Here is a 22,925-nt window from a genome sequence, read left to right on the forward strand (position 1 = left end):
GTAATCATTTCAATATCTAGTCTTGACCATGAAACGTGACTGTTCAATAAACGAGATTAACCTTTACACAGAAAATCTTGAATATCATCAACATCTAAACACCTAAGAATTCGGTGTTTACGACCTAATTGGAAGCCCCTAGGCTTCGTAGCGGAATCGCGAGTGCCACAAAAAACCAGAGACAATGAACACTTTAACATCAGTCCGCTACTTTTTTAGGCAACTGACAAACATTTGATGAGAAAAGACTTTTCTTTTTCGTCCAGTGTGGCATATTAACTGAGTCCTATCGATGCGCGGGCATCGTATAATGGCTATTACCTCAGCCTTCCAAGCTGATGATGCGGGTTCGATTCCCGCTGCCCGCTCCAATCTCTTTATCCCAATTTACTCATAAAAATCCGATGGCGGAGCGAACAAACGGCGGCAGCGTTGTTTCCATGATAAGTTTGGTCGAGTTACGTCATAAAACATGTCTTTCCATTCTGCAAACGTCACGCGGATGGGATTAAAGCTGTTTACAGGTTTAGAAACCCCATACCGAACCGTTTCCACCTCTGGTTCAAACGTTCCGAACATTCGATCCCAAATAATTAATACACCCGCATAATTTTTGTCGATGTACTGACGGTTCACACCATGATGAACGCGATGATGAGACGGCGTGTTAAATACCCACTCTAGTGGCCCGAGCGAACGAATTGATTGGGTGTGAACAAAAAACTGTAAGCCCAGATTAAACAACACAACGAAGACAACCCATTTTGGCTCAAAACCAATAATCACCAAGGGCAACCAAAAAATCCACATCCCCGCTAGCGGATACATTAAACTTTGACGAAATGCGGTACTGAAGTTCATTCTTTCCGAACTGTGATGAACAACGTGCGCGGCCCACATCCAACGAATACGATGGCTAGCCCGATGAAACCAGTAATAGAAAAAATCTTGCAGGACAACAAGTAAAAGAAAAGCTGAGACGCTCATTTCGATATCAAACAAACGCCAATCGAACCACCACAAATACAACTGAGCAATCAGTAAACCCGTGAGTATGTCTGTCGCTTGGTGTAAGCCCGCAAGAACAAAATTACACGCTACTTCAGGGAAGTAATACGTCGCGCTTTCAGGCAAGCGTCCCCTTCTTTGTCCGAACCAATATTCGGCAAGCATGCAGAAAAAGAAAACTGGAGCCAGAATCATCAGAAGTAATTCTGGGCGGTCCATCAACTGCGTCCAATCCATTGTGTTTCTACCATTTTGCATAGTGATCTTCAGTAAGACCCATAACTTCTTCTAACTGATGTTTGATGCCATTTCCATCGATAATATAGCCAGAGAAATAACCGATGTACTGACGAAAGTTACTTTTGAGAAGCCAAAAATTTTTCTTCTCTGAGCGTCGATTCAAAGGCGTGAACTGTAAGTTAACTCGTTTATCTTCAGACGTAATATGCCACTTTTGCCCTTCATCACTTCGTGAAAACTGAAACTGCACAGGTTGCAAAAAGTGACGCTGACCATTAATCCACAATACATTTTCGCAATAGCCAGTTTCATTAACGCCAGCTGCCAAGTTCAACCCCAGACGCCTGTCATCCTCAAAGCAATTGATACTCGCCCAGCGCCAACTTGTTTCTCGCCGCATGTACCCAGCGGAAAAATCGTAACCAGCAGCCACCTCTGAAAGATCTTGCTCTTTTCCTAATATGAACAAGTTACCGTCTACTGCTAACGCATTGTGCTTCTGAGTATATGTCCAACCCGCATAACCTGTTGGCGTACACAACATTAATGGCAAACTCATATTTTCTGGACGTAAATAGAGATCCGCATTGACTGACTCTGTCACAAAGTGGACGTGCCAAATACCATCCTTAATAGAAAACTGAACTCTTTTGTTAGCAAGATGGGCAAGACTGCACCAACTGGAAGGCTGAGTTTGATAACCTATATTAAAAGGTTTCAACCATTGTTGCTCAATCAACTTATTCTTTTTAATATCAAACAGGTAGCAAAAGCCGGATGCTAAATACCGTATATCAGCAATCGCTACTCCAATGACGTAATCAGGTGTGACCAAATTGACGAACTGAAACTGCTTATAATCGCGGTAACGGCGCCACTTAGACACTGGCTTATCCATCTCATCGAGGTAAGTAAATTTATCTAGCTGTAACGATGTTGGAATTCCATCAAGGTGGCCAAACGCTGGTAGGCCATTCTGCTGAATAAACGAGTTCAGAACCTTAAGCTCATCCATATAGTTGTCTTTTCACAAGTTATCACACACAAAAACTTTAACATGACGTTAACATAAACAATTTGCGTAACTGCACAACAACATCGACTAAAGTGATTTCTGCTTGTTATATGTGAAACTGATCACTCAACCACCCGCTTACTTAGCTCGCCCTACCTATCTCAACCAACACAGCCCGGGTTAGAAGCTGCACATTCTCATCCGCAGGAAAGACCACTACAGCCATTGAATCTTGGTCAAAATCACTATTTAATGGAAATACATTCATATAAACTGATTGCTTATTCACATCAAGGAAGAAATCTATGTCATACATACACGATACTATTGTTGCGTTGCAACACAGTAGCCCTGCGCAAAAAGAATTTTACCAAGCGGTAGAAGAAGTATTAACTTCTCTCGCGCCGGTAATAGAAGGCAATAATAAATATAAGGAACAAGCGATTATCCAGAGGATCGTCGAGCCAGAACGTCAAATCATGTTTCGAGTTCCTTGGGTTGATGATGCTGGAAATGTACAAGTAAACAAAGGTTATCGAGTTGAATTCAACTCTGCTTTGGGGCCGTACAAAGGAGGATTGAGATTCCATCACTCAGTCAATGCGAGCATCATAAAATTCCTCGGCTTTGAGCAAATCTTTAAAAACGCACTGACTGGCCTTCCTATCGGTGGCGGCAAAGGCGGTTCAAACTTCGATCCTAAAGGAAAATCCGACGGCGAGATCATGCGATTTTGCCAATCATTTATGAACGAGTTGTACCGTCACATCGGTCCTACCACCGATGTGCCCGCAGGCGATATCGGTGTCGGGGCGCGCGAAATTGGCTATATGTTTGGTCAATACAAACGATTGACGGGGCGCTACGAAGGTGTGCTTACAGGCAAGAGTCTGCTTTGGGGTGGCTCACTCGCCAGAAAAGAAGCGACAGGATATGGCGCCGTCTATTTTGCAGAATGCATGCTCAACGACCGCAACGATTCATTGAAAGGGAAAACTTGCCTCGTTTCTGGTGCTGGCAACGTGGCTATCTACGCCATTGAAAAACTGTACCATATGGGAGCAACGCCAGTCACATGCAGCGACTCTCGAGGTACGATCTATCATGAGCACGGTATTGATCTTAAGCTCCTAAAACAACTGAAAGAAGTGAAAAGAGCAAGCTTAGAAGAATATTTAGAAACTTACCCTGAAGCAGAATACACACCAGAGGGCGACTATCCTAATGAAGGACATGCTGTTTGGCGATATCAGGCTGATGCTGCCTTCCCTTGTGCGACTCAAAATGAATTAACGTCAGACGACGCACTGGCTCTTATCGAAAACGGATGTATTTTGATTAGTGAAGGGGCGAACATGCCAACCACCCGTGATGCTGCCAATATTATCGTGGACTCAGACATAGCTTATGGGCCTGCCAAAGCAGCCAATGCAGGCGGTGTTGCAACCAGTCAACTTGAAATGGCGCAAAACGCCAGCATGCAAAACTGGACTTTTGAACAAGTGGATAGTCAGTTGCAAACCATCATGAAAAATATTTTCATCAATGCAAACGAAACCAGTAAAGAGTTTGGCCAACCTGGAAATTTAGTTTTAGGCGCCAACATTGCAGGCTTTAGAAAAGTCGCTGATGCAATGATTGAGCAAGGTGTCGTCTAGATGAACGAGCCAGCAGGATGACTGCTGGCTTAATATAACTCTGTAATAGGCCGCGCTTTTGATAAAGAGCTCCACTTAATTCGCAATAAGCGTTGTCACTTCTGTTTTAACGGAGTTGGCGATAAAGCAATTCTCATGGGCCATGTGGTGCAGTTTTTCTAATTGAGATGGTGTCGGTTGTTTTTCACCTGAAAATGTTATCTTAGGGTTTAACGTTACCTTTGATACCCACTCTTTTCCGTTTTCGCCTTTTTCAAGCTCCCCTACCGCTTCATCGAAGTAACTGTCCACAACGTAACGCCGCTTTGCTGCAATAGACAGGAAAACGAGCATATGACAACTAGAAAGTGCCGCGACAAACGCTTCTTCTGGATCAACGTTTTCTTCTACGGATAGTGGTAATGGTACTACGTGGGGAGATGGAGATGCTGGGACTTGCAACCCTCCATCAAATTGCCAAATGTGTGCCCTACTATACTTATTATCCTTAAACTCTTCGCTAGCTTTACGATGCCATTTGATTAAAGCGGAATGCTTACTCATTCTAACTCCCTGATTTTCCGACGACGAATCAACACTATCCGTCCTTGCCACAGTAAACCACAACAAAATGAGTTAAGGAAAGCATCGCACTCACAGGGACTATAAAATCTGTTGAGGATCGGCATTGTTCTTCTGGATATCATCCAAAAGTCTATGAGACTGATGGATGTTGACCTGTAACCGATTGATCAGCATCTGCAACTGCTCAATCTCGGGACTTTGGTTGGCTTTAAGTTGAGTTTCCAGGGCCTCCGTTTGGCTCGCCAAAATAGGTAAACTTAGGTTCAGTGCCATCCCTTTCGTTTTGTGCAACGTCAGCTCTAATGAAGCAAAGTCTTCAGCCATAAAGTATTCAATAAGCTCATCAACAGATGTCTCAAAATCGACAATAATGCTTTTTAGCAGCTCGTCGATCGCTTCTGGCTCATCTCGTAAAGAAGCAAACATGCCTGAGCGGGAGAGTTCTTCCTCTGTTAACCTTAAGTTCTCGATTGGCTTACGTTGCAACTGAAGCACATTGCTGTCACTCGTTAGTGGCGGATTCTGTTTCGGTTCGAGTCTGGCTGCAAACTGTTTGAGAGCGTCTGAAAAGCTCTCATGCTGTAGCGGTTTTGTAAGCACATGGTCTGCTCCTGCTTGAATAAAGCTATCATGGGCTTCACGAAATACGTCTGCCGTGTACGCAAAGAGTAATGTCTTGATACCTAACTCTTGTCGGATAACGCGTGTCGCCTCAACGCCATTCATCTCGGGCATATGGTTGTCCATCAAGATCAGGTCGTACTCGTTCTCTTTCGCCTTTTTAACCGCGATTAATCCATTTTCTGCAACATCCACTTCATGCCCAAGCTTTTCGCAAAAACCCTTTGCCACAATGGCATTCACACGGTTATCATCAGCAAGTAGTATCTTTAAATGGTGTGATTTTGCGCGAGGTTTCGGTGCTTCTTGCTGCTTTTTCGGAGCAGATTCTACCCAAGGAATCGGCAACTCAACGATAAATTGACTTCCAACGCCTTCTATACTCTTCAGAGTAATATGGCCACCCATCAAATCGGTTAGTTTTTTGACGATGGCTAACCCAAGCCCTGTTCCGCCGAACCTTCGAGTCGTTGATGAGTCTGCTTGCTCAAACGAGTTAAAAATATGCTCGTGCTTGTCTGGCGCAATACCAATACCGGTGTCGCTCACGCGCATGACCAACAACTGATTCGATTCATCTAACTCAGTTCTAACCAGCACATGCCCTTCATTGGTAAACTTCACCGCGTTACCGGCGAGATTAAACAAGATCTGTCGTAAACGCGCACAATCTCCAGTAAATTCAGTATATTCAGAAACCTCGTTTTCCAAGATTAACTCGATATTTTTTTCATCAACAAGTGGTTTTATTGCGCTACACACCGGAGAAAGCACTTGATCGAGCTTAAACTTAGCTTGCTCAAATTCCAGTTTGTTTTCTTCAACTTTAGAAAAATCCAAAATATCGTTGAGGATAGTCATCAGATGCTGGCCAGAATCAAGAATAACCCTAATATGCTCTTTCGTCGTCGGCTCTTTGGTCTCTTCTGCAATCATTTGAGAAAGCCCTAGTACACCATTCATCGGCGTCCTTAGTTCGTGACTCATTGCAGCGAGAAAATTTGATTTCGCTTTTGCCGCTCGCTCGGCTTTGTTTCTCGCCTCTTCAATTTCAAGATTCAACTGTTTTAAGTTATGCATTCGGTGATGTGACTGATAAACAAACGCGCTAACCAGAAACATCACCGCGATAAATACAAACAACCACGTAAAACGCGCCTCACTTTGAGCAATATTGAGTAACCGATGCTCTGAGCTTTCGACAAACTCAATATAAGTGTGATCAAGCAGTTCATTCGTCAGCAATTCAATTCTTTTATCACTCGTTTGAAGCCGTTTAAGGAAGTTCGCTTCCTTTTCACTCTCAACTTCAGTTTGTGTTAGAAGCAACTGGTTGAGAAATTCAAAATAACGACTGCCACCCAATGATTGACCGCTCTCGATAGAAACCTCTTGCTGATATAAATTGAACAACATGAGTAATGCATACCGATTTTCTACCTGAACACCAATTAACATATCAAGCTTCAACGTTGTTTGAAGCACTCGCTCCTTAAACTGTTCAAGCGTATCCCTAACTTTTATACGATTGGGTGTCACGGGAAACCAAACTGATGCCTTTGATGATTCCAACAGTGCCTGTGCTGCGATTTCTATCTCTACTAAAGATGTTGTTAACTCATAGTTTTTCCTATCTTCAACGGCATATCGGTTCACGATAACATCACGCTCTTCAATCAACTCATGTCCGATATTCATTAGCTCTGCATGAAATTCTTGAGCGTTTTTTGAGTTCATATACGACATATACGCCAGTGTGCAACACGTCAGTATCCCAATAAAAAAGCAAAAGTTGATCAGTTTGAATTTATTCATTTTCCAACACCTCTAAAATTATGGGTCTAGGTGCTGTCAACGACTGCAAGAATGCTTCAATGTCCGCGACATTCTCATCGTTCATCGTTATACCGAGCTGGGTTTTAGCCATGATTTGTATCGCGTCGGATAACTTATCGACTTGCCCATTATGAAAATAAGGACTCGTTAGCGCGACATTGCGTAAACTGGCTACTCTAAAATAGAATCGCTCTTCATCTTCTATCGTAACGAGTTGCCTGCCCGAGTCCTCTACTACTGGCTTATCCTTGAAATAGGCGAACCTTTGGATCATCGCTCCGCCGATATTTTTGCCCTGATGACACTGCACACAACCTGAAGTCTGAAATGTTTTCCAACCTCTGATTTGCTGTTCACTCAGTACATGCGTGTAACCCAATAAGTAAGCATCGAATGGTGCGCCAGGCGTCTGCAGCCCTTCAACAAACTCCACAATAGCGGACTTGATATTATGAACGTTAATCGGCAATTCACCGTCACGATTAAATAGCGCTTGATAATGTTCACTCTCTTTTACATATTGCTCTATTGTTTGCCAGTTTGAGTCCATTTCCATTGGATTATGGATTGGACCATCAATCTGAGCCATCAAGGTGTTTTCCGTACCATCCCATAAAAAACGATAATTTAACGCTGCATTAAACACTGTTATAGAATTTCTAATTCCATCACCTTTCACCCCCGTAGAGACAGGTGTATTTTCAGCGCCATTGGTTTGCAGATTGTGGCATGTCGCACAGCTGACATTACCATTTGACGATAATTGAGGATCGCGGAAGAGATGCCAGCCAATTCTCGCTAGCTTAATATCCACATTAGGATCACCCTGTATGGGCTGAACTAGGGAGATATCACCTAACATCTTCGCGTTTCTTGCGGTTGTTGTTTGGCTCAAAATGAGTGTTACAACAGCTAGTGCGATTGCGCTGAATTGCCTCATCAACTACATACCTTAAACTTGTCATTGATATGAATTTAGTTGCATTTTGGCGTTTTTTCCACCGACAGGAAGTTGAAAAAACGAGTTAAGTATTGCTTTGTTTAAGGCTTTGGTTGAAGAGGGAGTAATAAGGCGAATAGGAAGAAACCTATCGCCTTATGAGTAGCTAACGTATTGAAATCTGAGTTTAGTGTAGAAAAGCCAAAAACCGTTGAAACCAAGTCACCTCTCCATACGAGATCAGATCGAAAATAGTAAAGAATACGGCACAGATAACGGCCAACTTAATCAAACGCTGAACAATAAACATAAACATCACAATTACCAATAATTTGCTTTAGTTTACTATCTCACACAGCGTTTATATATAAAAAAGTAGTCTCCTAATTAGCCTCGGCAACTTATTCATTAGAACCTATACTCAAGCATCTCTAAGTTATTTGGATATACTTGAATTAGGATTTCAAAAAGTCCCTGTGACCACACAAGGAGGACTGCATGAAACGACTATGGATATGGTTCTTACCTTTACTCTTGATTGCCAGTCAAGCACTGGCGAATACCGTTTGGATTGTTCCTGTCAAAGGCGCTATAGGGCCTGCTACTAGCGACTATTTATCTCGTGAAATAGAAGAAGCTCAACTAAACGGTGTCAGTTTAGTGATCTTAGAGATGGACACACCAGGCGGCTTAGATAGCGCAATGCGAGATATTATTCACGCGATTACCACCTCCTCGACTCCCATTGCGACTTGGGTCGGCCCATCTGGTTCTAGAGCCGCCAGTGCCGGAACATACATCTTGCTCGCTAGTCACGTAGCCGCCATGGCTGAAGCGACAAACCTCGGAGCTGCAACGCCCGTCGCGTTAGGTGGTGCGCCTCAACCTCCTTCATCGGATGATGGCAAAGATCAAAACGCGGAAGAAACGCCAGAAGGAACCAACGAAAGCTCAGAGAAAGTTCCCGCTAAAACCGCAATGGAGAAAAAGGTAATTAACGATGCCAAAGCCTACATTAAAGGCTTAGCAAAACTTCATGGACGAAATGCAGAATGGGCAGAGAAAGCAGTAAGCGAAGCAGCGAGTTTGGACGCCACAGAGGCATTGGAATTAAACGTTATTGATTATATAGCCAACTCACCAGAGGATTTAGTCAAAGCCATTGATGGACAAACTGTTAAAGTTAACAATCGTGATGTGACATTGTCACTGGAAAATCCCGTATGGATTGAAAGAACACCCGATTGGCGAGCAGAAATGCTAGCCGTTATAACCAATCCAAACGTTGCCTACATTCTAATGCTCATCGGCATCTACGGTTTACTTCTTGAATTTTACAACCCAGGAATTGGCTTACCCGGTGTGCTAGGTGGGATTTGTCTGCTTCTTGCCATGTACGCACTACAAATGATGCCTGTCAACTACGCAGGTCTTGGTCTGCTGTTACTCGGTATTGCACTAATGATAGCGGAAGCATTCAGCCCGAGCTTTGGTATTTTGGGCTTAGGCGGCGTTGTCGCCTTTGTACTCGGTTCGATATTTCTCATGGACAGTGAGTTACCAGGATTCCAGATCGCCCTTCCTTTGATTTTTGGTATTGCCATATTTTCCGTGGCTCTAATCGTGCTGACCGTCGGCCTGCTGCTCAAAATTCGTCGCCGGCGTGTAACGACGGGTTTAGAGACTTACCCTGGGAAGGTCGCCGTGGTAAGCGATGACTTTATCGATGGCGAAGGACGCGTTCAACTCAACGGTGCGTTATGGCGAGCTAAAGCCAAAGACCATCAACAATTCAAACAAGGTGATCACGTCACCATTGTTAATGTTAAAGGGCTGACCTTAACTGTGATGCCTGATGACCGCCCAAAATAAATAGGAGGCGCTTTATGATGCTCTATACCGTTGCGGTGATCGTGGTGCTGCTGTTCGCACTAGCGACCCAAATGTTCAAGGTTTTGAGAGAATACGAACGTGGGGTTGTGTTCTTTCTTGGTCGATTTCAAGAAGTCAAAGGACCTGGTTTGATCATCCTTATCCCATTTATTCAGCAAATGGTGAGGGTTGATTTACGTACTGTCGTTTTGGATGTGCCGACACAAGATTTAATTACCAAAGATAACGTTTCTGTGCGCGTCAACGCGGTCGTTTATTTTCGCGTAGTCGATCCTCAAATGGCGATTAACAATATTGAAAGCTACAGCGATGCTACCAGCCAGCTAGCACAAACCACGCTGCGCTCGGTATTGGGTCAGCATGAACTCGATGAATTGCTATCAGAGCGAGAACGCCTCAATAAGGATTTACAATCCATTCTCGATCAACAGACTGATGACTGGGGAATCAAGATTGCTACGGTTGAAGTCAAACATGTTGATTTAAATGACAGCATGGTCAGAGCCCTAGCCCGTCAGGCAGAAGCAGAACGTAACCGTAGGGCGAAGATCATTCACGCTACTGGTGAGTTAGAGGCTTCAAATAAATTAAAAGAAGCAGCGCAAATGCTCAACGAAGCACCGAATGCACTGCAATTACGTTACATGCAGACACTCACTGAAATCACTACAGACAAAACATCCACTATTATTTTTCCAATGCCGATCAATCTTGTCGAAGCTGTCAGTGATATCGCCGAAGCGGTGAAAAAGAATAAAGAGACACAAGATAAGTAAGATTCTGCCCCTAGGAAGTAACGACCACTCACGTTACTTCCTTATTTGGTACTCGCTTTAAGGATGTGCCCATCTTCTTTATCACATTCTTGTTTCATTACTTCTAAGCCCGTTTTAAAGCATGTTCGCCAAGCGGTTTCAACATCGGCATCATACCCGGAATCACACTGTCGAACCGTTTCTAACAAACTCTCAAGCCAAACATCAAAATCCTGCGGCTCTATACCAATATCTGCACTTGCATGCTTTTTCCCATACTTTTCCACCATTTTGTGCGCTTCGGTCGAGGTATCTGCCATCATAAAAAATACGATAGACCCTCTAAGCATTCTCACTTGTTGGTGCATGTCTATACCGTCAAACTTCTGTCTAAAGTTGGCACTTTTCGACCATAAATTTTTGTAGAACAAGTCGAAAAACTCCTGATCTGAAGTACAACGTTCATAGCTATCATTAAAAACTTCAATCACGTTCATGTTGCTTTCCCCTACGCCTCAATATGAGTTTAATTTAGTATCAAATAAAAGCTTCCAAATAAGGACATTTAAGTTTCAAATCGATCAACTCACATCGATTTTCAACAAAAAGTAAAAAGTGATTTAAATAAACACCCTCTTATCAATGAAAAAATATCCATTATCATGAACCCATATTCGAGGTACGCATGGTTGCCGATGCTAGTGCATCCTCATCTGTCATCACATAAAGAGGATATAAACGTGTCCCATCAAATCATTACCGATCTAAATAACCGTTACACTGCAAAAAAATATGATGAAACCAAGCGCGTTTCTCAAGAAGACATGGCGATAATCAAAGAAGCACTGCGTTTGTCGGCGTCTTCTATCAACTCACAACCATGGAAATTCATCGTTATTGAAAGTGATGAAGCGAAGCAACGTTTCCACAATACGTTTGCAAATATGCACCAGTTTAACCAACCACACGCGAAAGCCGCATCACATACGATTCTGTTTGCTTACGATCCTAAATTTACTAAAGAGAAATTTGCGAAACGTGTGGATGCAGAAGTAACATCTGGCCACTTGCCAGCGGAGATGTACAACAACTTTATGGGTGCTTACGCTTTTGCCGATGCAAATACGGACGAAAATGGCTTCAACGGAAACTGGACAAAAGCACAAGTCTATTTGGCACTAGGCAACCTACTACACACATTGGCACGACTAGGCATTGATTCAACACCGATGGAAGGTGTCGATCCGGCTCTGATTGGAGAAGAGTTTAAAGAAGAGCTCGAGGGCCATATTTGTGAAGTTGCGCTGGCGATTGGCTACCATAAAGATGGGGAAGATTATAATCATGGTCTTCCAAAAGCACGCCTTGCAATGGATGACGTAATTACGACTCTATAGTCGACCATTGTCTTAGCTTAGCGACTTAAATCATTGTTTAAACTAAAAAGAGCCGCATTAATGTGCGGCTCTTTTTTACTTGGTTCTGCGTCAACTTTACGCAACTTGCTCTGACTTAAAATTACCAAGCAATGCATCGTAAAGCTCATTGTCGCTTAACACACCAACCAGCTTATTATCTTCAACCATAAGCAGAGGCTGATTGCTACGCTGTTTAAGTTCAATCGCTTCTCGCATACTGATTTCTGGACTAACCTGAACCAGAGAGTTTTCATTAACTTCGTCAAGGTTCGAAGAGTCGCTCTTCCATTGAATCAACGATTTATCTTTATCCGCTAAACTTAACCCCTTGCTCTCTTGTATCACCCAAATATCTTTGTCAGGGCAAATCAGAACACGCGTATCTTCGCGAACCAAATCGTCACGCATTAAGGAACGTCCCTTCAGCACATTTAATGGATTAGTGTGAGCAACAAAGTCCGCCACATAATCGTTTTCTGGAGCAAGAATGATCTGTTCTGGCTTGCCATGTTGAATCAGCTTTCCTGATTCCATAATGGCGATGTTGTTACCGATTTTAAGTGCTTCATCCAAGTCGTGACTCACAAAAAGAATGGTTTTGTTTAGCTTTTCTTGAAGCAGAATCAATTCATCTTGAAGCTGAGCACGAATCAATGGATCAAGTGCTGAAAACGGTTCATCCATTAACAAGATATCAGTGTCCATCGCAAACGCTCGCGCTAGGCCAACACGCTGCTGCATACCACCAGAAAGCTCGTGCGGGAATTTGGTTTCCCACTCAGATAAACCGACCATTTCGAGCTGTTCACGCGCCTTTTTACGACGCTCTGCTTTACCAATGCCTTGCATCTCTAGACCAAACGCTACATTGTCTAACACCGTTAACCAAGGCATCAATGCAAACTTCTGAAACACCATGGACACGCGGTGCGTACGAAGGTGGCGCAGTTTCTGTTCGTCACAGTTAGAGAGCTCAACCATATCGTCGCCATCTTTAATTTTCAGAGAGCCACGAGAAATATCGTTCAATCCGTTAACCGTTCGCAGCAAACTTGATTTACCCGAGCCTGAAAGCCCCATCAAGACACAGATCTCACCCTGTTTCACGTTCAGCGAAACATTATCAACCCCAACCACTTGGCCAGTTTCATCAATGATTTCTTGTCGAGACTTCCCTTGATCTAGTAGTGCTAGCGCCTGTGCTTGTTGCTGACCAAAAACGACATCAAGATTTTTAATAGTAATAGCGTCCATGATTATGCCTCCTTCTGGTTTGGTGCTTTACACAAGCGATCAAGAATGATGGCAACGAGTACAATCGCTAAACCAGCTTCAAAACCTTGCGAGATGTTTACCGTATTCAGTGCGCGTACGACTGGTTTACCAAGTCCATCAGCACCAACAAGCGCCGCAATGACTACCATAGACAGAGACAACATAATGCACTGCGTAACGCCAGCCATAATACTTGGCAATGCCGCAGGTAACTCCACCTTAAACAGTAGCTTCATGCGGCTGGCACCAAATGCTTTACCCGCTTCAAGTAGCTCCTCCGGAACTTTAATAATGCCGAGGTACGTCAATCGAATTGGCGCAGCGATAGCGAAAATGATGGTCGAGATTAGGCCAGGGACAATACCTAAGCCAAACAGAACCAAGGTTGGAATTAGGTAAACGAATGTCGGTACGGTCTGCATCAAATCGAGTATTGGCCGCAACAAGGTGTATAACCAAGGACGGTGCGCCGCCATAATGCCCAACGGCACGCCAATTAATACGGAAATCGTTGTCGCTGCAAACACAAGGACAAAGGTTTCCAGCATTTCTTGCCAGTAACCAAGGTTGAGAATTGCGAGTAAGGCCAACACGATAAATACGACAAGAGGAATGCTGCGATGTAAGAACCAAGCAATTGCCGCCGTCATAATGATTGGCGCTGCAGGTGGCATCCATTTAAAAATGTCCACCACGAAAAGAATGATCGTTTCAAGTGTAATAGAGATTGCATCGAAAAAACCCGATGCATTGATGGTTAACCAATCGACGCCAGTTTCCATCCATTGGCCCAACGGTAGTTTGTTGTCCGTAATAAAATTCAAAATAAAACCTTTGTGTTAATGAAGCGGGCAAAACTCTGCCCACTTTCTTTTAAAAAAACGAGCTCAAATACTGCTTATTAAGCGTTTGTTTTTAAGTAGTTTGTAATAGCTGTTAGCGCATCTTGGCCATCTACCGTTTTCACGCCCTCTAGCCACGCTTCAATTTGCTCTTGGTTTGCATTCAACCATGCTTGCGCTGCTTTTGATGGCTTCTGTTTCTGGTTAAGAATCGCTTCCATCAGTTCATTTTCCATTTCTAGGTTAAACTCTAGATTTTTCACTAGCTGACCTACATTTGGACACTCAGCGAGGTAATTTTTACGTACGTTTGTGTAGACGTTCGCGCCGCCGTAGTTAGGACCGAAGAAGTCATCACCACCCGCTAGATATTCCATTTCAACGTTACTATTCATTGGGTGCGGCGCCCAACCTAGGTACACAATCCATTGATTGCGGCGTGCGGCACGTGATACTTGAGACACCATGCCAGCTTCACTGGACTCAACTAGGCTGAAATCTTTTAGGCCGAATGCGTTGCTATCAATCATTGACTGAATTAAGCGGTTGCCATCGTTTCCTGGTTCAATGCCGTAAATGCGGTCTTTAAATTTGTCGGCATGTTTTACTAGGTCAGCGAAGTTGGTTACGCCTGCGTCATAAACGTATTTTGGAACCGCTAGCGTGTACTTTGCGCCAACGAGGTTCGCGCGTACGGTTTCAACAGTACCTGCATCACGGTATTTCGCGATATCACCTTCCATCGTTGGCATCCAGTTACCTAAGAAAATGTCGATATCGCCATTAGCCATAGAGGAGTAAGTTACAGGCACAGACAGAAGATCGGTCTTCGTTTTGTACCCCAACCCTTTAAGTAACTCTGATGTAACGGCAGTGGTCGCTGTGATGTCAGTCCAACCTACATCTGCGAAACGAACCGTTTCACATTGGTTGGCGTAAGCGCCTGTTGCTAAAGTACTTAGTGCAATTGTTGAGAAGATTTTTGTCATCTTAGACATGTTGAATTCCTTGTAATGATTACTGACTTTTTCATTTTATGAGATCGAATCGAGATCTCTTTTTGGCGGATGCATTCGTTGCATCTCTTGCCAGTCCGGTGCAATCCAAACTGGTACGTTGTTCGACGTTTCTAGGGCGTTATCCAAAATCATATCCGCGGCGCGTTCTGCCACCATAATCGTTGGCGCATTTAAATTACCGTTCGGAATGGTTGGGAAAATAGAAGAGTCCACCACACGCAAGCCTTGAATACCGCGTACTTGGCATCGCTCATTTAAGACGGCTAATGGGTCATTATCTGCGCCCATTTTGCAGGTACAAGATGGATGGTAAGCACTCTCGACGTTTTGCTTCACCCATTCATCAATCTGTTCATCCGTTGTGATGTTCAGACCGGGTTGGATCTCATCCCCACGAAACTCATCCATGGCTGGCTGATTGAGGATCTCGCGAGTAAGGCGAATACAATCACGCCAATCCTGCTTATCTTGTTCAGTGGAAATGTAGTTAAACTCAATCTTCGGCTTATCATTCGGATTCGCAGAGACAACTTCGACCGACCCGCGACTTTCTGGCTTGTTAGGTCCAACGTGCACTTGGAAACCATGACCATCAAAAGCAGCTTGCCCGTCATAACGCATTGCCGCTGGCAAGAAGTGATATTGAATATTTGGCCACTTTAGCCCTTCTCGAGAGCGGATAAATGCACACGATTCAAAGTGGTTAGTCGCACCAAGGCCTTTGCGAGTTAATATCCACTCAGTGCCAATCAAGCCCTTGCTCACCAAACCTAATTTGCTGTTGAGCGTGATAGGTTGTTTACAGTGATATTGGAAGTACACTTCTAAGTGATCTTGCAGGTTTTTACCTACCCCCTCCAACGAGTGTTTCACCTCAATGCCCGCTTTTTCTAATACTGCCTTAGGGCCAATGCCTGAAAGCTGCAACAGCTGAACGGAGCCAACCGAACCCGCACTCGAAATCACTTCATTATTCGCAAAACATTGCTGAATTGAACCTGACTTTTCAAATTCAACGCCTACCGCTTTCTTTCCTTCTGCACCAGTTTCTTCTAATAAAACTCGATGAACCGTCACCCTCTTCATTAGGGTGAAGTTTTTGCGTTTTTTAGCACGGCTTAAGTATGCATTAGAGGTTGAAGCGCGTACGCCTTTGTCGACCGTCATATGCATTGGGCCAAAGCCCTCTTGCTGATAGCCGTTGTAATCTTTTGTTTCTGGGTAGCCCGCTTCTTTGCCTGCATCAATAAAAGCTTGGTACAGCGGGTTGAGCTTCATATCGTTGCCGTTACATGTGCCGACTGGACCGTGATCGCCCCGATATTCATCAGCACCACCAATCCAAGACTCTGCTTTACGGAAATAAGGCAAACACGACTGATAGTTCCAGCCTTTCGCGCCTTCCTCTTCCCACTGGTCAAAGTCACAAGCGTGTCCGCGAACGTAAACCATGCCGTTGATAGATGAGCTACCGCCCAGAACTTTTCCGCGAGGACAATGAAGTTGGCGACCATCCAACCCTTGCTCTTCAACCGTCTCAAACTGCCACGCGTATTTTTCAGTGTTCATCGGGTAAGAAAGCGCTGTTGGCATTTGGATAAAAATACTTTTATCCGACCCACCCGCTTCGAGTAATAGGACCGAATTTTGACCACTTTCACTTAAGCGATCCGCTAACACACAGCCGGCCGAACCCGCACCGACGATGATGTAATCGTAGTGTTGTTGCATTTTTATTCTCCTAGGAGTTAATACGAATCACCGTAGATAAGTGAACGAAATTAGCGTAGGAAAAATGCTTGAGAACAACGCGGAAATTTTGATAAGTAGTTAACCTACAATCAAAATTGACAACGTAGTTATCGAGCATTTTAACAAGCTAAAGTGGTCAGTTATCTACTATGAGTAGTATCATTTGTAAGGGCTTTCGAAGTCGCTTAGCTGAACCAGAACACTCTTCGTTTGTGTGTAATGTTTAAGGGTTTCGACTCCATTTTCACGGCCAACACCTGATTGCTTGTAGCCGCCAACTGGCATTTCCGCAGGTGAGTCACCCCATGTGTTCACCCAACAAATACCCGCTTGAATTTGATGGATCACACGGTGCGCACGAGATAGGTTTTGAGTAAATACACCTGCCGCTAAGCCATAATCGGTGCCATTTGCACGCGCAATCACTTCCGACTCATCGCGGAATTTCAGAACTGACATTACCGGGCCAAAGATTTCTTGTTGAACGTGGTTCATGTCATCATCGCAATCGACAAATACGGTTGGAGCAACAAAGTTACCATTAGCCAGGCCATTGTCTGTTACTTTGTAGCCGCCAGTGAGTAACGTCGCGCCACTCGCTTTCGCGGCTTCAATCGCTCCTAGAACTTTCGATTCATGATCTTTAGAGATTAGCGCGCCAATTTGCGTGTTCTCATCAAGCGGATCGCCGACGACTAACAACTCGGTTCGGGCTTTAAGCTGTGCGATAAAGTCGTCATAAATACCTTCATGGACAAATACACGTGTACCGTGCGTACAAACCTCACCTTGGGTGTAGAAGTTCGCCACCATGGCCGCAGAAACGGCATCGTTTAACTTCGCATCATCAAAAATAATCAGTGGAGACTTACCACCAAGCTCCATCGTTACTTGTTTTAGTGTCTTAGCGCTGTCACTCATGACGACTTTACCGGTGCCTGACTCACCCGTGAATGACACTTTTGCGATATCAGGATGCGCCGTTAGCATCTGTCCTACTCGGTAATCCCCTTGCACGACATTAAATACGCCATCTGGCATGCCCGCTTCTGAATAAATTTCGGCGAGCTTAAGCGCCGTTAATGGTGTTTCTTCTGATGGCTTGAAGATCATTGCGTTACCCGCAGCCAGTGCTGGCGCCGATTTCCACATCGCAATTTGAATTGGATAATTCCAAGCGCCAATACCCGCGCAAATGCCCAATGGCTCACGACGTGTATAGAAAAACTGATCGTCGCTGAGCGGCTGCTGTTCACCTTGTAGACTTGGAGCAAGACCCGCATAGTACTCAAGAACATCGGCACCTGTTGTGACATCAACCGCGATAGCTTCTTGAATTGGCTTACCAGTATCTGCCACTTCCAATGCAGCCAACTCGTCATTACGCTCACGTAAAATGGCAACGGCTTTGTGTAAAATACGGCTGCGCTCAATCGCAGTCATCGCCGACCATGCAGCAAAACCTTTTTTTGCCGATTCAATCGCTGCTTGAAGATCGTCTTGGTTCGCTTGTTTAATGTTGGCCAATGGCTCACCATTCGCCGGATTGTAAGTGGTGAAGTGTTCATCTGAACACCCGTCGTACATCGCACCATTGATATAGTGTGCTTTCATTTCCATTTTGAAGACCTGTAACTTTTATATTTTTTCAGAATAAAACGTAAGTTGTTTTTCGAGATAATCGTTGATGATAATTCTCGCTCTTTCTGCATCAATGCCTTGCGGGTTGAGCGTTCCGCGCAGCCAAATTCCATCAATAAGTGATGCAATACCATGAGCAACCAATTCAGCCTGCTCTGCATTTAATAATGCTTTGAGTTCTTTTCTTAGGTGGGACAATAGACGTCGTTCGTTGACACGCTGCAAACGCTTGAGCTGCTCGTCATGCATTGAGTACGACCAAAACGCCAGCCAAGTCTTAGCAACTTGGTTTTCTGCCTGATAGCCGACAAAGTTACCATCAATGATGGCGTTAATTCTTTGGTGATGAGCATCACTTGGCAGCTCACGTAACTTCTGTGTGATAGTGGACGAAAGCTGACGCAATATTTCGCGCATCGTTTCCTCCAGCAATCCGTGCTTACCACCGAAATAGTGGTTGATAATCCCCGTTGATACACCGGCTTCTTTGCTGATTAACGAAATACTCGCCGCGTGTAAACCGACTCTATCAATCACTGACATTGTCGCTTTCACAAGCTGCGGTTTTCTGATTTCAGGCATCCCCACCTTTGGCATTTTGCGTCCCTGTTATTTTTAATTGAACGGTTAGTTAAATATAAAATGCCTGAAAATTAATTCGAACTCAAATTATTTTTAAAGAAAAATGTTAGTAAAAAAGGATGAAAAGTTGAGGGTGTACGAAAAATTGCTCAGCAAGAACTTGTCGGGACAACTAGATTTCAGTTTAAGAACAAACAAGCAAGAAAAACAAAATCAAACACTTAACTCTTTCTCTATTTTTAAAACGATGATGAACGAGTTGATTTTTGAACAACAAAAATCTGTGCCACAAAAAATTTATATCGACCACTAATCATTTCACCTGTACATGGTTTGTTTGTACAAAGAATAGACACCCTAGTTTGTTATAGTTTTGTAGACACAAGTGGCATTCGCACTTTGAAGGTGAAGGAGGCAAAAAGAGAGGTTATATTGAACGCCATGAATATGCGATTCGATATCCTTAAGCCATTTTTAAGTAATATCGCCAAGTGACTTTAAGATGTTAGATTCAGCGTTTTATATTCGAAGCAAGGATCTCAAAGTCACTTGGCTATCAAAGTAAATGGGAGGGATAAGTTCAGATTCATCGTGCGATGAGCCTGAACTTTTGATTTCTGTTACGCTAGCGAGCGACCTTTCACGCAGTTGCGTCCGTTCGCTTTCGCTTGATAAAGCAATTTATCGGCCTGATCGCAAAGTGATTTAAAACTCATCGCATTATCTTCAGTGGTAACGACTCCAAAACTACAGGTCACTCTCACTTCTTCTTTCTGTTCCGTAACAAAGCCATGTAGGGATAAAGCGCTACGTAAACGTTCTGCAGTAATAAGGGCGTTTTTATGGTCTGTATTGGGCATAACAACAACAAACTCTTCACCACCAAAGCGAGCAACAATGTCGTTCTCACGTACAGTATCCTCCAACACTTTGGCAACGCCCGTTAGTACGGTATCTCCAAACACATGCCCATAGGTATCATTTACCTGCTTGAAATAATCCACATCGATTAACGCTAAAGTTACTGGCCCCGATTGTGGTTTATTTGGCACCATTTTCTGTTTATCGAGTTTGCTATCTACCCATTTATTTAAAGCTAAATAACCGTACTTAACTTGCTCGACTTGCTCAAAAACAAAGTGTTGTATCTTTTCTTGCTTAGATTGAGGTACCGGTTTCTCTTTTCGCTCACGCCTCACTTCTACTGGCTTAGTGAACCAGTCCTCTAAAAAACGGCGATTGAACAACCCTGTCAATGTGTCTGTCTTTGCGAGGCGACGCATTCTCAAACGCGAGCGATTGACGACGAGAAATACTACCGCCATCAAAAATAGAACACCGATGAGCGCAAGTAGCGCTTCACCCAATAAGTAAAAAGTACGACGGTTATTTTCTAGCTCCATACGCTGCAACACATTGTTCCAGTTGAGATCTTCGTTCTCATATTCAAGTCGTTCCAACTCAAATAACGTCTGCTGGCGCTCAAGATTTTCAACTTCTCTTTGATTGCTAAATTGGATAAATTTATCGTGATAGTTACCGTAAGTTTCGAATGCTAGTTTAAAGTCATTGCTTCCCGCATAGGCCATAGCGGCGACTTTTAGTAGCTCCATTTGCTGTTGCTTGACGTATCGACTCTCTATAATCTCCGGCAGCATTGGTGCGATCATCGCTAAAAGTATTTCAAATTGATGCTGCTCTAACATATATTCGGCTTGTAACAACTTAAATGTTGCCAAATATGCGCTAGACGTTTCTCTGTACTGTAAATTCTCCGCCAGCTTCAAGTGGTTAACCATCTTCTTTTCTTGATTCGTCTCGCGATATAAAGCTGCAAGTTCAAGGTTAACTCGAAATCTAAAGCGTCCATCACCGATAATTTGAGCCAGCTTTAACGCTCGCTGATATGACGCTATCGCCTCTTCGTATTGGAACTGTGCTTTATGAAGTTTCGCTATCGTCAAAACGCTCAACAACTCATTGAACGACATACGCCTATCCCTAAAATAGCGATATGCTTGTTCCAAAAGCGCCTCAGATCGGTCGTAACCCTGAATTTTGACAAGTACGTCACCTAGCTCTAGTGCTGCACGTTCTACCAGCCCGTGAACACCTGAAGATTCAGCCGCATCCATGGACGACATAAGTGCAGCATAGGATTTTTTAAACTCACCTTGCTCATCGTAATAGCGTCCTTTTAGCAACAGGATTTCTGATTCAAGTTGCTTATCACCATTCTCACGCGATGTTTCCAACAAGCTATCCAACGCAGAAAGCGCGGTATCGATATCGCTCTTTCCAACCATAGTTCGCATCTGAATCAACTTAAACAGGAGATACTCATGGCTCTGTGGACGCACAAGCTCCAATCCTTTTTGAACGACACTCTGACTCTCTTCTACGCGCCCTAGCAGCTCTAAAACCGTGGCCTTGGCAAGCCAGTAACGCACCAACAGCGCTGTTGGTTGGTTTTGTAGTAAAGACTCTTCTTCTAACGCTTCAATCAAAGCTAAAGAACTCTGAGGTAATGCGTAAATTTGATTTTCGATGCCTTCTAACGACTGTAAAAACTTACCTTCCTGTTCCACCTTTTCTGTGGAGGCCTGAACAGAAAAACACAGACACCCCAATAATAGCGGCATCGTCCTAAGCGAATGAAATAGTGACATTATTGCTCTTCCCTAATGGGTAGTTACTTCAGTGTAATTGAGAATTCTGATTATTTATTATTAAGACAACTGAAGGTTATTCAGTCAGCCTCATATTCCCATGTATTTTGCGCTGAATAATAAATCACCATCTTTAGATGCCGAAATAGTTTTCGGTCACAATATAACCAATGAGAGTGTTTTTTACACACCAAGAATAATGATCTCGTTAGTGAGACAAAAGATCGTCTTAGTTGTGAGTTGATGCATTTACATGACAAGCAATATAGAACTAACCATTCACATTAGAAATAGAACCAATTTTTATACCGTTCGATGAGATAGCAGTCGACCATGCATCCAATACATTTTTCAGATAGAAGCAATAAAAGAAAGAAGAAAGTGGAAGGAAGCGGACAATCAAACTCGCTCCCCTTTTTTTATGTTGCAGAGGGGGTTACATTCGCATTCCGCCATCGACTTCGAACACTCGTCCGGTCACGAATTCGTTGGTTAACACGTATTTTATGGTCGATGAAATTTCATCCGCCAAACCTAAACGTCCAACCGGAATCATTCCAATTAAACGTTCCATCGCTTCAGGTTTTATTTGGTCTGTCATGGCAGTTTTGATGACACCCGGAGCAATCGCCACTGAGCGAATTCCGAAACGCCCTAACTCTTTCGCCCACACCGTTGCCATGGTGGCTACCGCCGCTTTAGATGCAGAATAGTTGGTTTGACCAATATTCCCGGCACGCGCAACGCTGGATATGTTGATCAGAACCCCTTTGCTATCGGTGTTCAGCATTACCTTGCTCGCTTCACGGCCACACAGGAAAGTGCCTGTTACATTCACATCTAGAACAGACTGAAATTGTTCCAGCGACATCGTGTTAACCTGACCATCTTTGACTTTAATGAACATACCATCACGCATAATACCTGCGTTATTGATAACGCCATTGAGCTGCTTGAAATCTGCCTCAATTCGCTCAAAAGCAGTGCACACCTGCTGTTCGTCAGTCACGTTCGTCACATAAAAACGAGCGGTAACGCCGAGAGATTCACATTCCGCTTTCGTTTCAGCCAGTTGCTCTGAATTGAGGTCGATAAGCGCAAGATGAACGCCATTTTCCGCCAGTGACAGTGCCATTTGTTTACCCAGCCCCTGCCCTGCCCCCGTGATCGCAATGACCTTATTTGCTAACTCCATAA

General features: G+C 43.8%; 18 protein-coding genes and 1 tRNA gene. 5 read left to right on the forward strand and 14 right to left on the reverse strand.

Going from position 1 to position 22,925, the window contains the following annotated elements:
- The first annotated feature begins 296 nt into the window (after positions 1–296).
- Positions 297–371: transfer RNA gene (locus tag L3V37_RS20515), tRNA-Gly, on the forward strand.
- A 16-nt stretch (positions 372–387) separates the two neighbouring features.
- Here the strand turns inward: L3V37_RS20515 and L3V37_RS20520 are convergent.
- Together L3V37_RS20520 and L3V37_RS20525 are read right to left on the reverse strand one after the other, a co-directional pair.
- Positions 388–1,245 (reverse strand): sterol desaturase family protein, encoded by an 858-nt coding sequence (locus L3V37_RS20520; RefSeq protein WP_005373167.1) that lies wholly within the window; start codon positions 1,243–1,245, stop codon positions 388–390.
- 7 nt (positions 1,246–1,252) lie between these two features.
- Positions 1,253–2,263 (reverse strand): DUF2804 domain-containing protein, encoded by a 1,011-nt coding sequence (locus L3V37_RS20525; RefSeq protein ID WP_017633657.1) that lies wholly within the window; start codon positions 2,261–2,263, stop codon positions 1,253–1,255.
- Positions 2,264–2,568: 305 nt separating this feature from the next.
- On the opposite strand from L3V37_RS20525, the gene gdhA reads away from it, so the two are divergent.
- Entirely contained in the window at positions 2,569–3,921 is a 1,353-nt protein-coding gene (gene gdhA, locus L3V37_RS20530; protein ID WP_005373174.1) for an NADP-specific glutamate dehydrogenase, read from the forward strand.
- 75 nt (positions 3,922–3,996) lie between these two features.
- On the opposite strand, the gene L3V37_RS20535 is transcribed toward gdhA, so the two are convergent.
- The 3 genes from L3V37_RS20535 to L3V37_RS20545 all read right to left on the reverse strand — a co-directional run bounded on the left by L3V37_RS20535 (position 3,997) and on the right by L3V37_RS20545 (position 7,804).
- Positions 3,997–4,464 (reverse strand): OsmC family protein, encoded by a 468-nt coding sequence (locus tag L3V37_RS20535; protein ID WP_237306922.1) that lies wholly within the window; start codon positions 4,462–4,464, stop codon positions 3,997–3,999.
- Positions 4,465–4,563: 99 nt separating this feature from the next.
- The gene (locus L3V37_RS20540; RefSeq protein WP_237306924.1) at positions 4,564–6,921 is read right to left on the reverse strand and encodes an ATP-binding protein; all 2,358 of its coding nucleotides are present in this window, start codon (positions 6,919–6,921) and stop codon (positions 4,564–4,566) included.
- Positions 6,914–7,804, reverse strand: coding sequence for a cytochrome-c peroxidase (locus L3V37_RS20545; RefSeq protein WP_225466146.1), 891 nt, complete (start codon positions 7,802–7,804; stop codon positions 6,914–6,916). Before L3V37_RS20545 ends, L3V37_RS20540 begins: the two co-directional genes overlap by 8 nt.
- Before the next feature lie 576 nt (positions 7,805–8,380).
- Here L3V37_RS20545 and L3V37_RS20550 point away from each other — a divergent pair.
- The gene (locus L3V37_RS20550; RefSeq protein ID WP_237306926.1) at positions 8,381–9,754 is read left to right on the forward strand and encodes a nodulation protein NfeD; all 1,374 of its coding nucleotides are present in this window, start codon (positions 8,381–8,383) and stop codon (positions 9,752–9,754) included.
- A gap of 14 nt (positions 9,755–9,768) precedes the next feature.
- Positions 9,769–10,551: a slipin family protein gene (locus tag L3V37_RS20555; protein ID WP_005373196.1), complete on the forward strand. Its 783-nt coding sequence runs from the start codon at positions 9,769–9,771 to the stop codon at positions 10,549–10,551.
- A gap of 41 nt (positions 10,552–10,592) precedes the next feature.
- Here L3V37_RS20555 and L3V37_RS20560 read toward each other — a convergent pair whose 3' ends face one another.
- Complete coding sequence (locus L3V37_RS20560) at positions 10,593–11,027, reverse strand: globin (protein WP_017633662.1); 435 nt, start codon at positions 11,025–11,027, stop codon at positions 10,593–10,595.
- A 243-nt stretch (positions 11,028–11,270) separates the two neighbouring features.
- On the opposite strand from L3V37_RS20560, the gene L3V37_RS20565 reads away from it, so the two are divergent.
- Entirely contained in the window at positions 11,271–11,927 is a 657-nt protein-coding gene (locus L3V37_RS20565) for an NAD(P)H-dependent oxidoreductase (RefSeq protein WP_042523604.1), read from the forward strand.
- 96 nt (positions 11,928–12,023) lie between these two features.
- Here the strand turns inward: L3V37_RS20565 and choV are convergent, their stop codons facing one another.
- From choV to L3V37_RS20605, 8 genes are all read right to left on the reverse strand, one after another.
- A complete protein-coding gene (gene choV / locus L3V37_RS20570) occupies positions 12,024–13,202 on the reverse strand; it encodes a choline ABC transporter ATP-binding protein (RefSeq protein WP_042523602.1) in 1,179 nt (392 codons plus the stop codon).
- Between the two features lie 2 nt (positions 13,203–13,204).
- Positions 13,205–14,047, reverse strand: a complete 843-nt coding sequence (gene choW / locus L3V37_RS20575; protein WP_005392552.1) for a choline ABC transporter permease subunit — start codon at positions 14,045–14,047, stop codon at positions 13,205–13,207.
- A 77-nt stretch (positions 14,048–14,124) separates the two neighbouring features.
- Positions 14,125–15,063 carry a choline ABC transporter substrate-binding protein gene (locus L3V37_RS20580; protein ID WP_005382646.1) on the reverse strand — a complete coding sequence of 313 codons (939 nt, stop codon included), beginning with the start codon at positions 15,061–15,063 and terminating at the stop codon, positions 14,125–14,127.
- A 36-nt stretch (positions 15,064–15,099) separates the two neighbouring features.
- The gene (betA, locus tag L3V37_RS20585) at positions 15,100–16,815 is read right to left on the reverse strand and encodes a choline dehydrogenase (RefSeq protein WP_005373209.1); all 1,716 of its coding nucleotides are present in this window, start codon (positions 16,813–16,815) and stop codon (positions 15,100–15,102) included.
- A 180-nt stretch (positions 16,816–16,995) separates the two neighbouring features.
- On the reverse strand, positions 16,996–18,456 hold the full coding sequence (gene betB, locus L3V37_RS20590; protein WP_237306928.1) for a betaine-aldehyde dehydrogenase: 1,461 nt from the start codon (positions 18,454–18,456) through the stop codon (positions 16,996–16,998).
- 18 nt (positions 18,457–18,474) lie between these two features.
- The gene (gene betI / locus L3V37_RS20595; protein ID WP_017820329.1) at positions 18,475–19,074 is read right to left on the reverse strand and encodes a transcriptional regulator BetI; all 600 of its coding nucleotides are present in this window, start codon (positions 19,072–19,074) and stop codon (positions 18,475–18,477) included.
- 605 nt (positions 19,075–19,679) lie between these two features.
- A complete protein-coding gene (locus L3V37_RS20600; protein ID WP_237306930.1) occupies positions 19,680–21,728 on the reverse strand; it encodes a tetratricopeptide repeat-containing diguanylate cyclase in 2,049 nt (682 codons plus the stop codon).
- A gap of 436 nt (positions 21,729–22,164) precedes the next feature.
- Positions 22,165–22,923, reverse strand: a complete 759-nt coding sequence (locus tag L3V37_RS20605; protein ID WP_237306931.1) for an SDR family oxidoreductase — start codon at positions 22,921–22,923, stop codon at positions 22,165–22,167.
- Positions 22,924–22,925: the final 2 nt, after the last annotated feature.

This window comes from Vibrio sp. D54, assembly GCF_021728075.1.
Taxonomy (GTDB): Bacteria; Pseudomonadota; Gammaproteobacteria; order Enterobacterales; family Vibrionaceae; genus Vibrio; species Vibrio alginolyticus.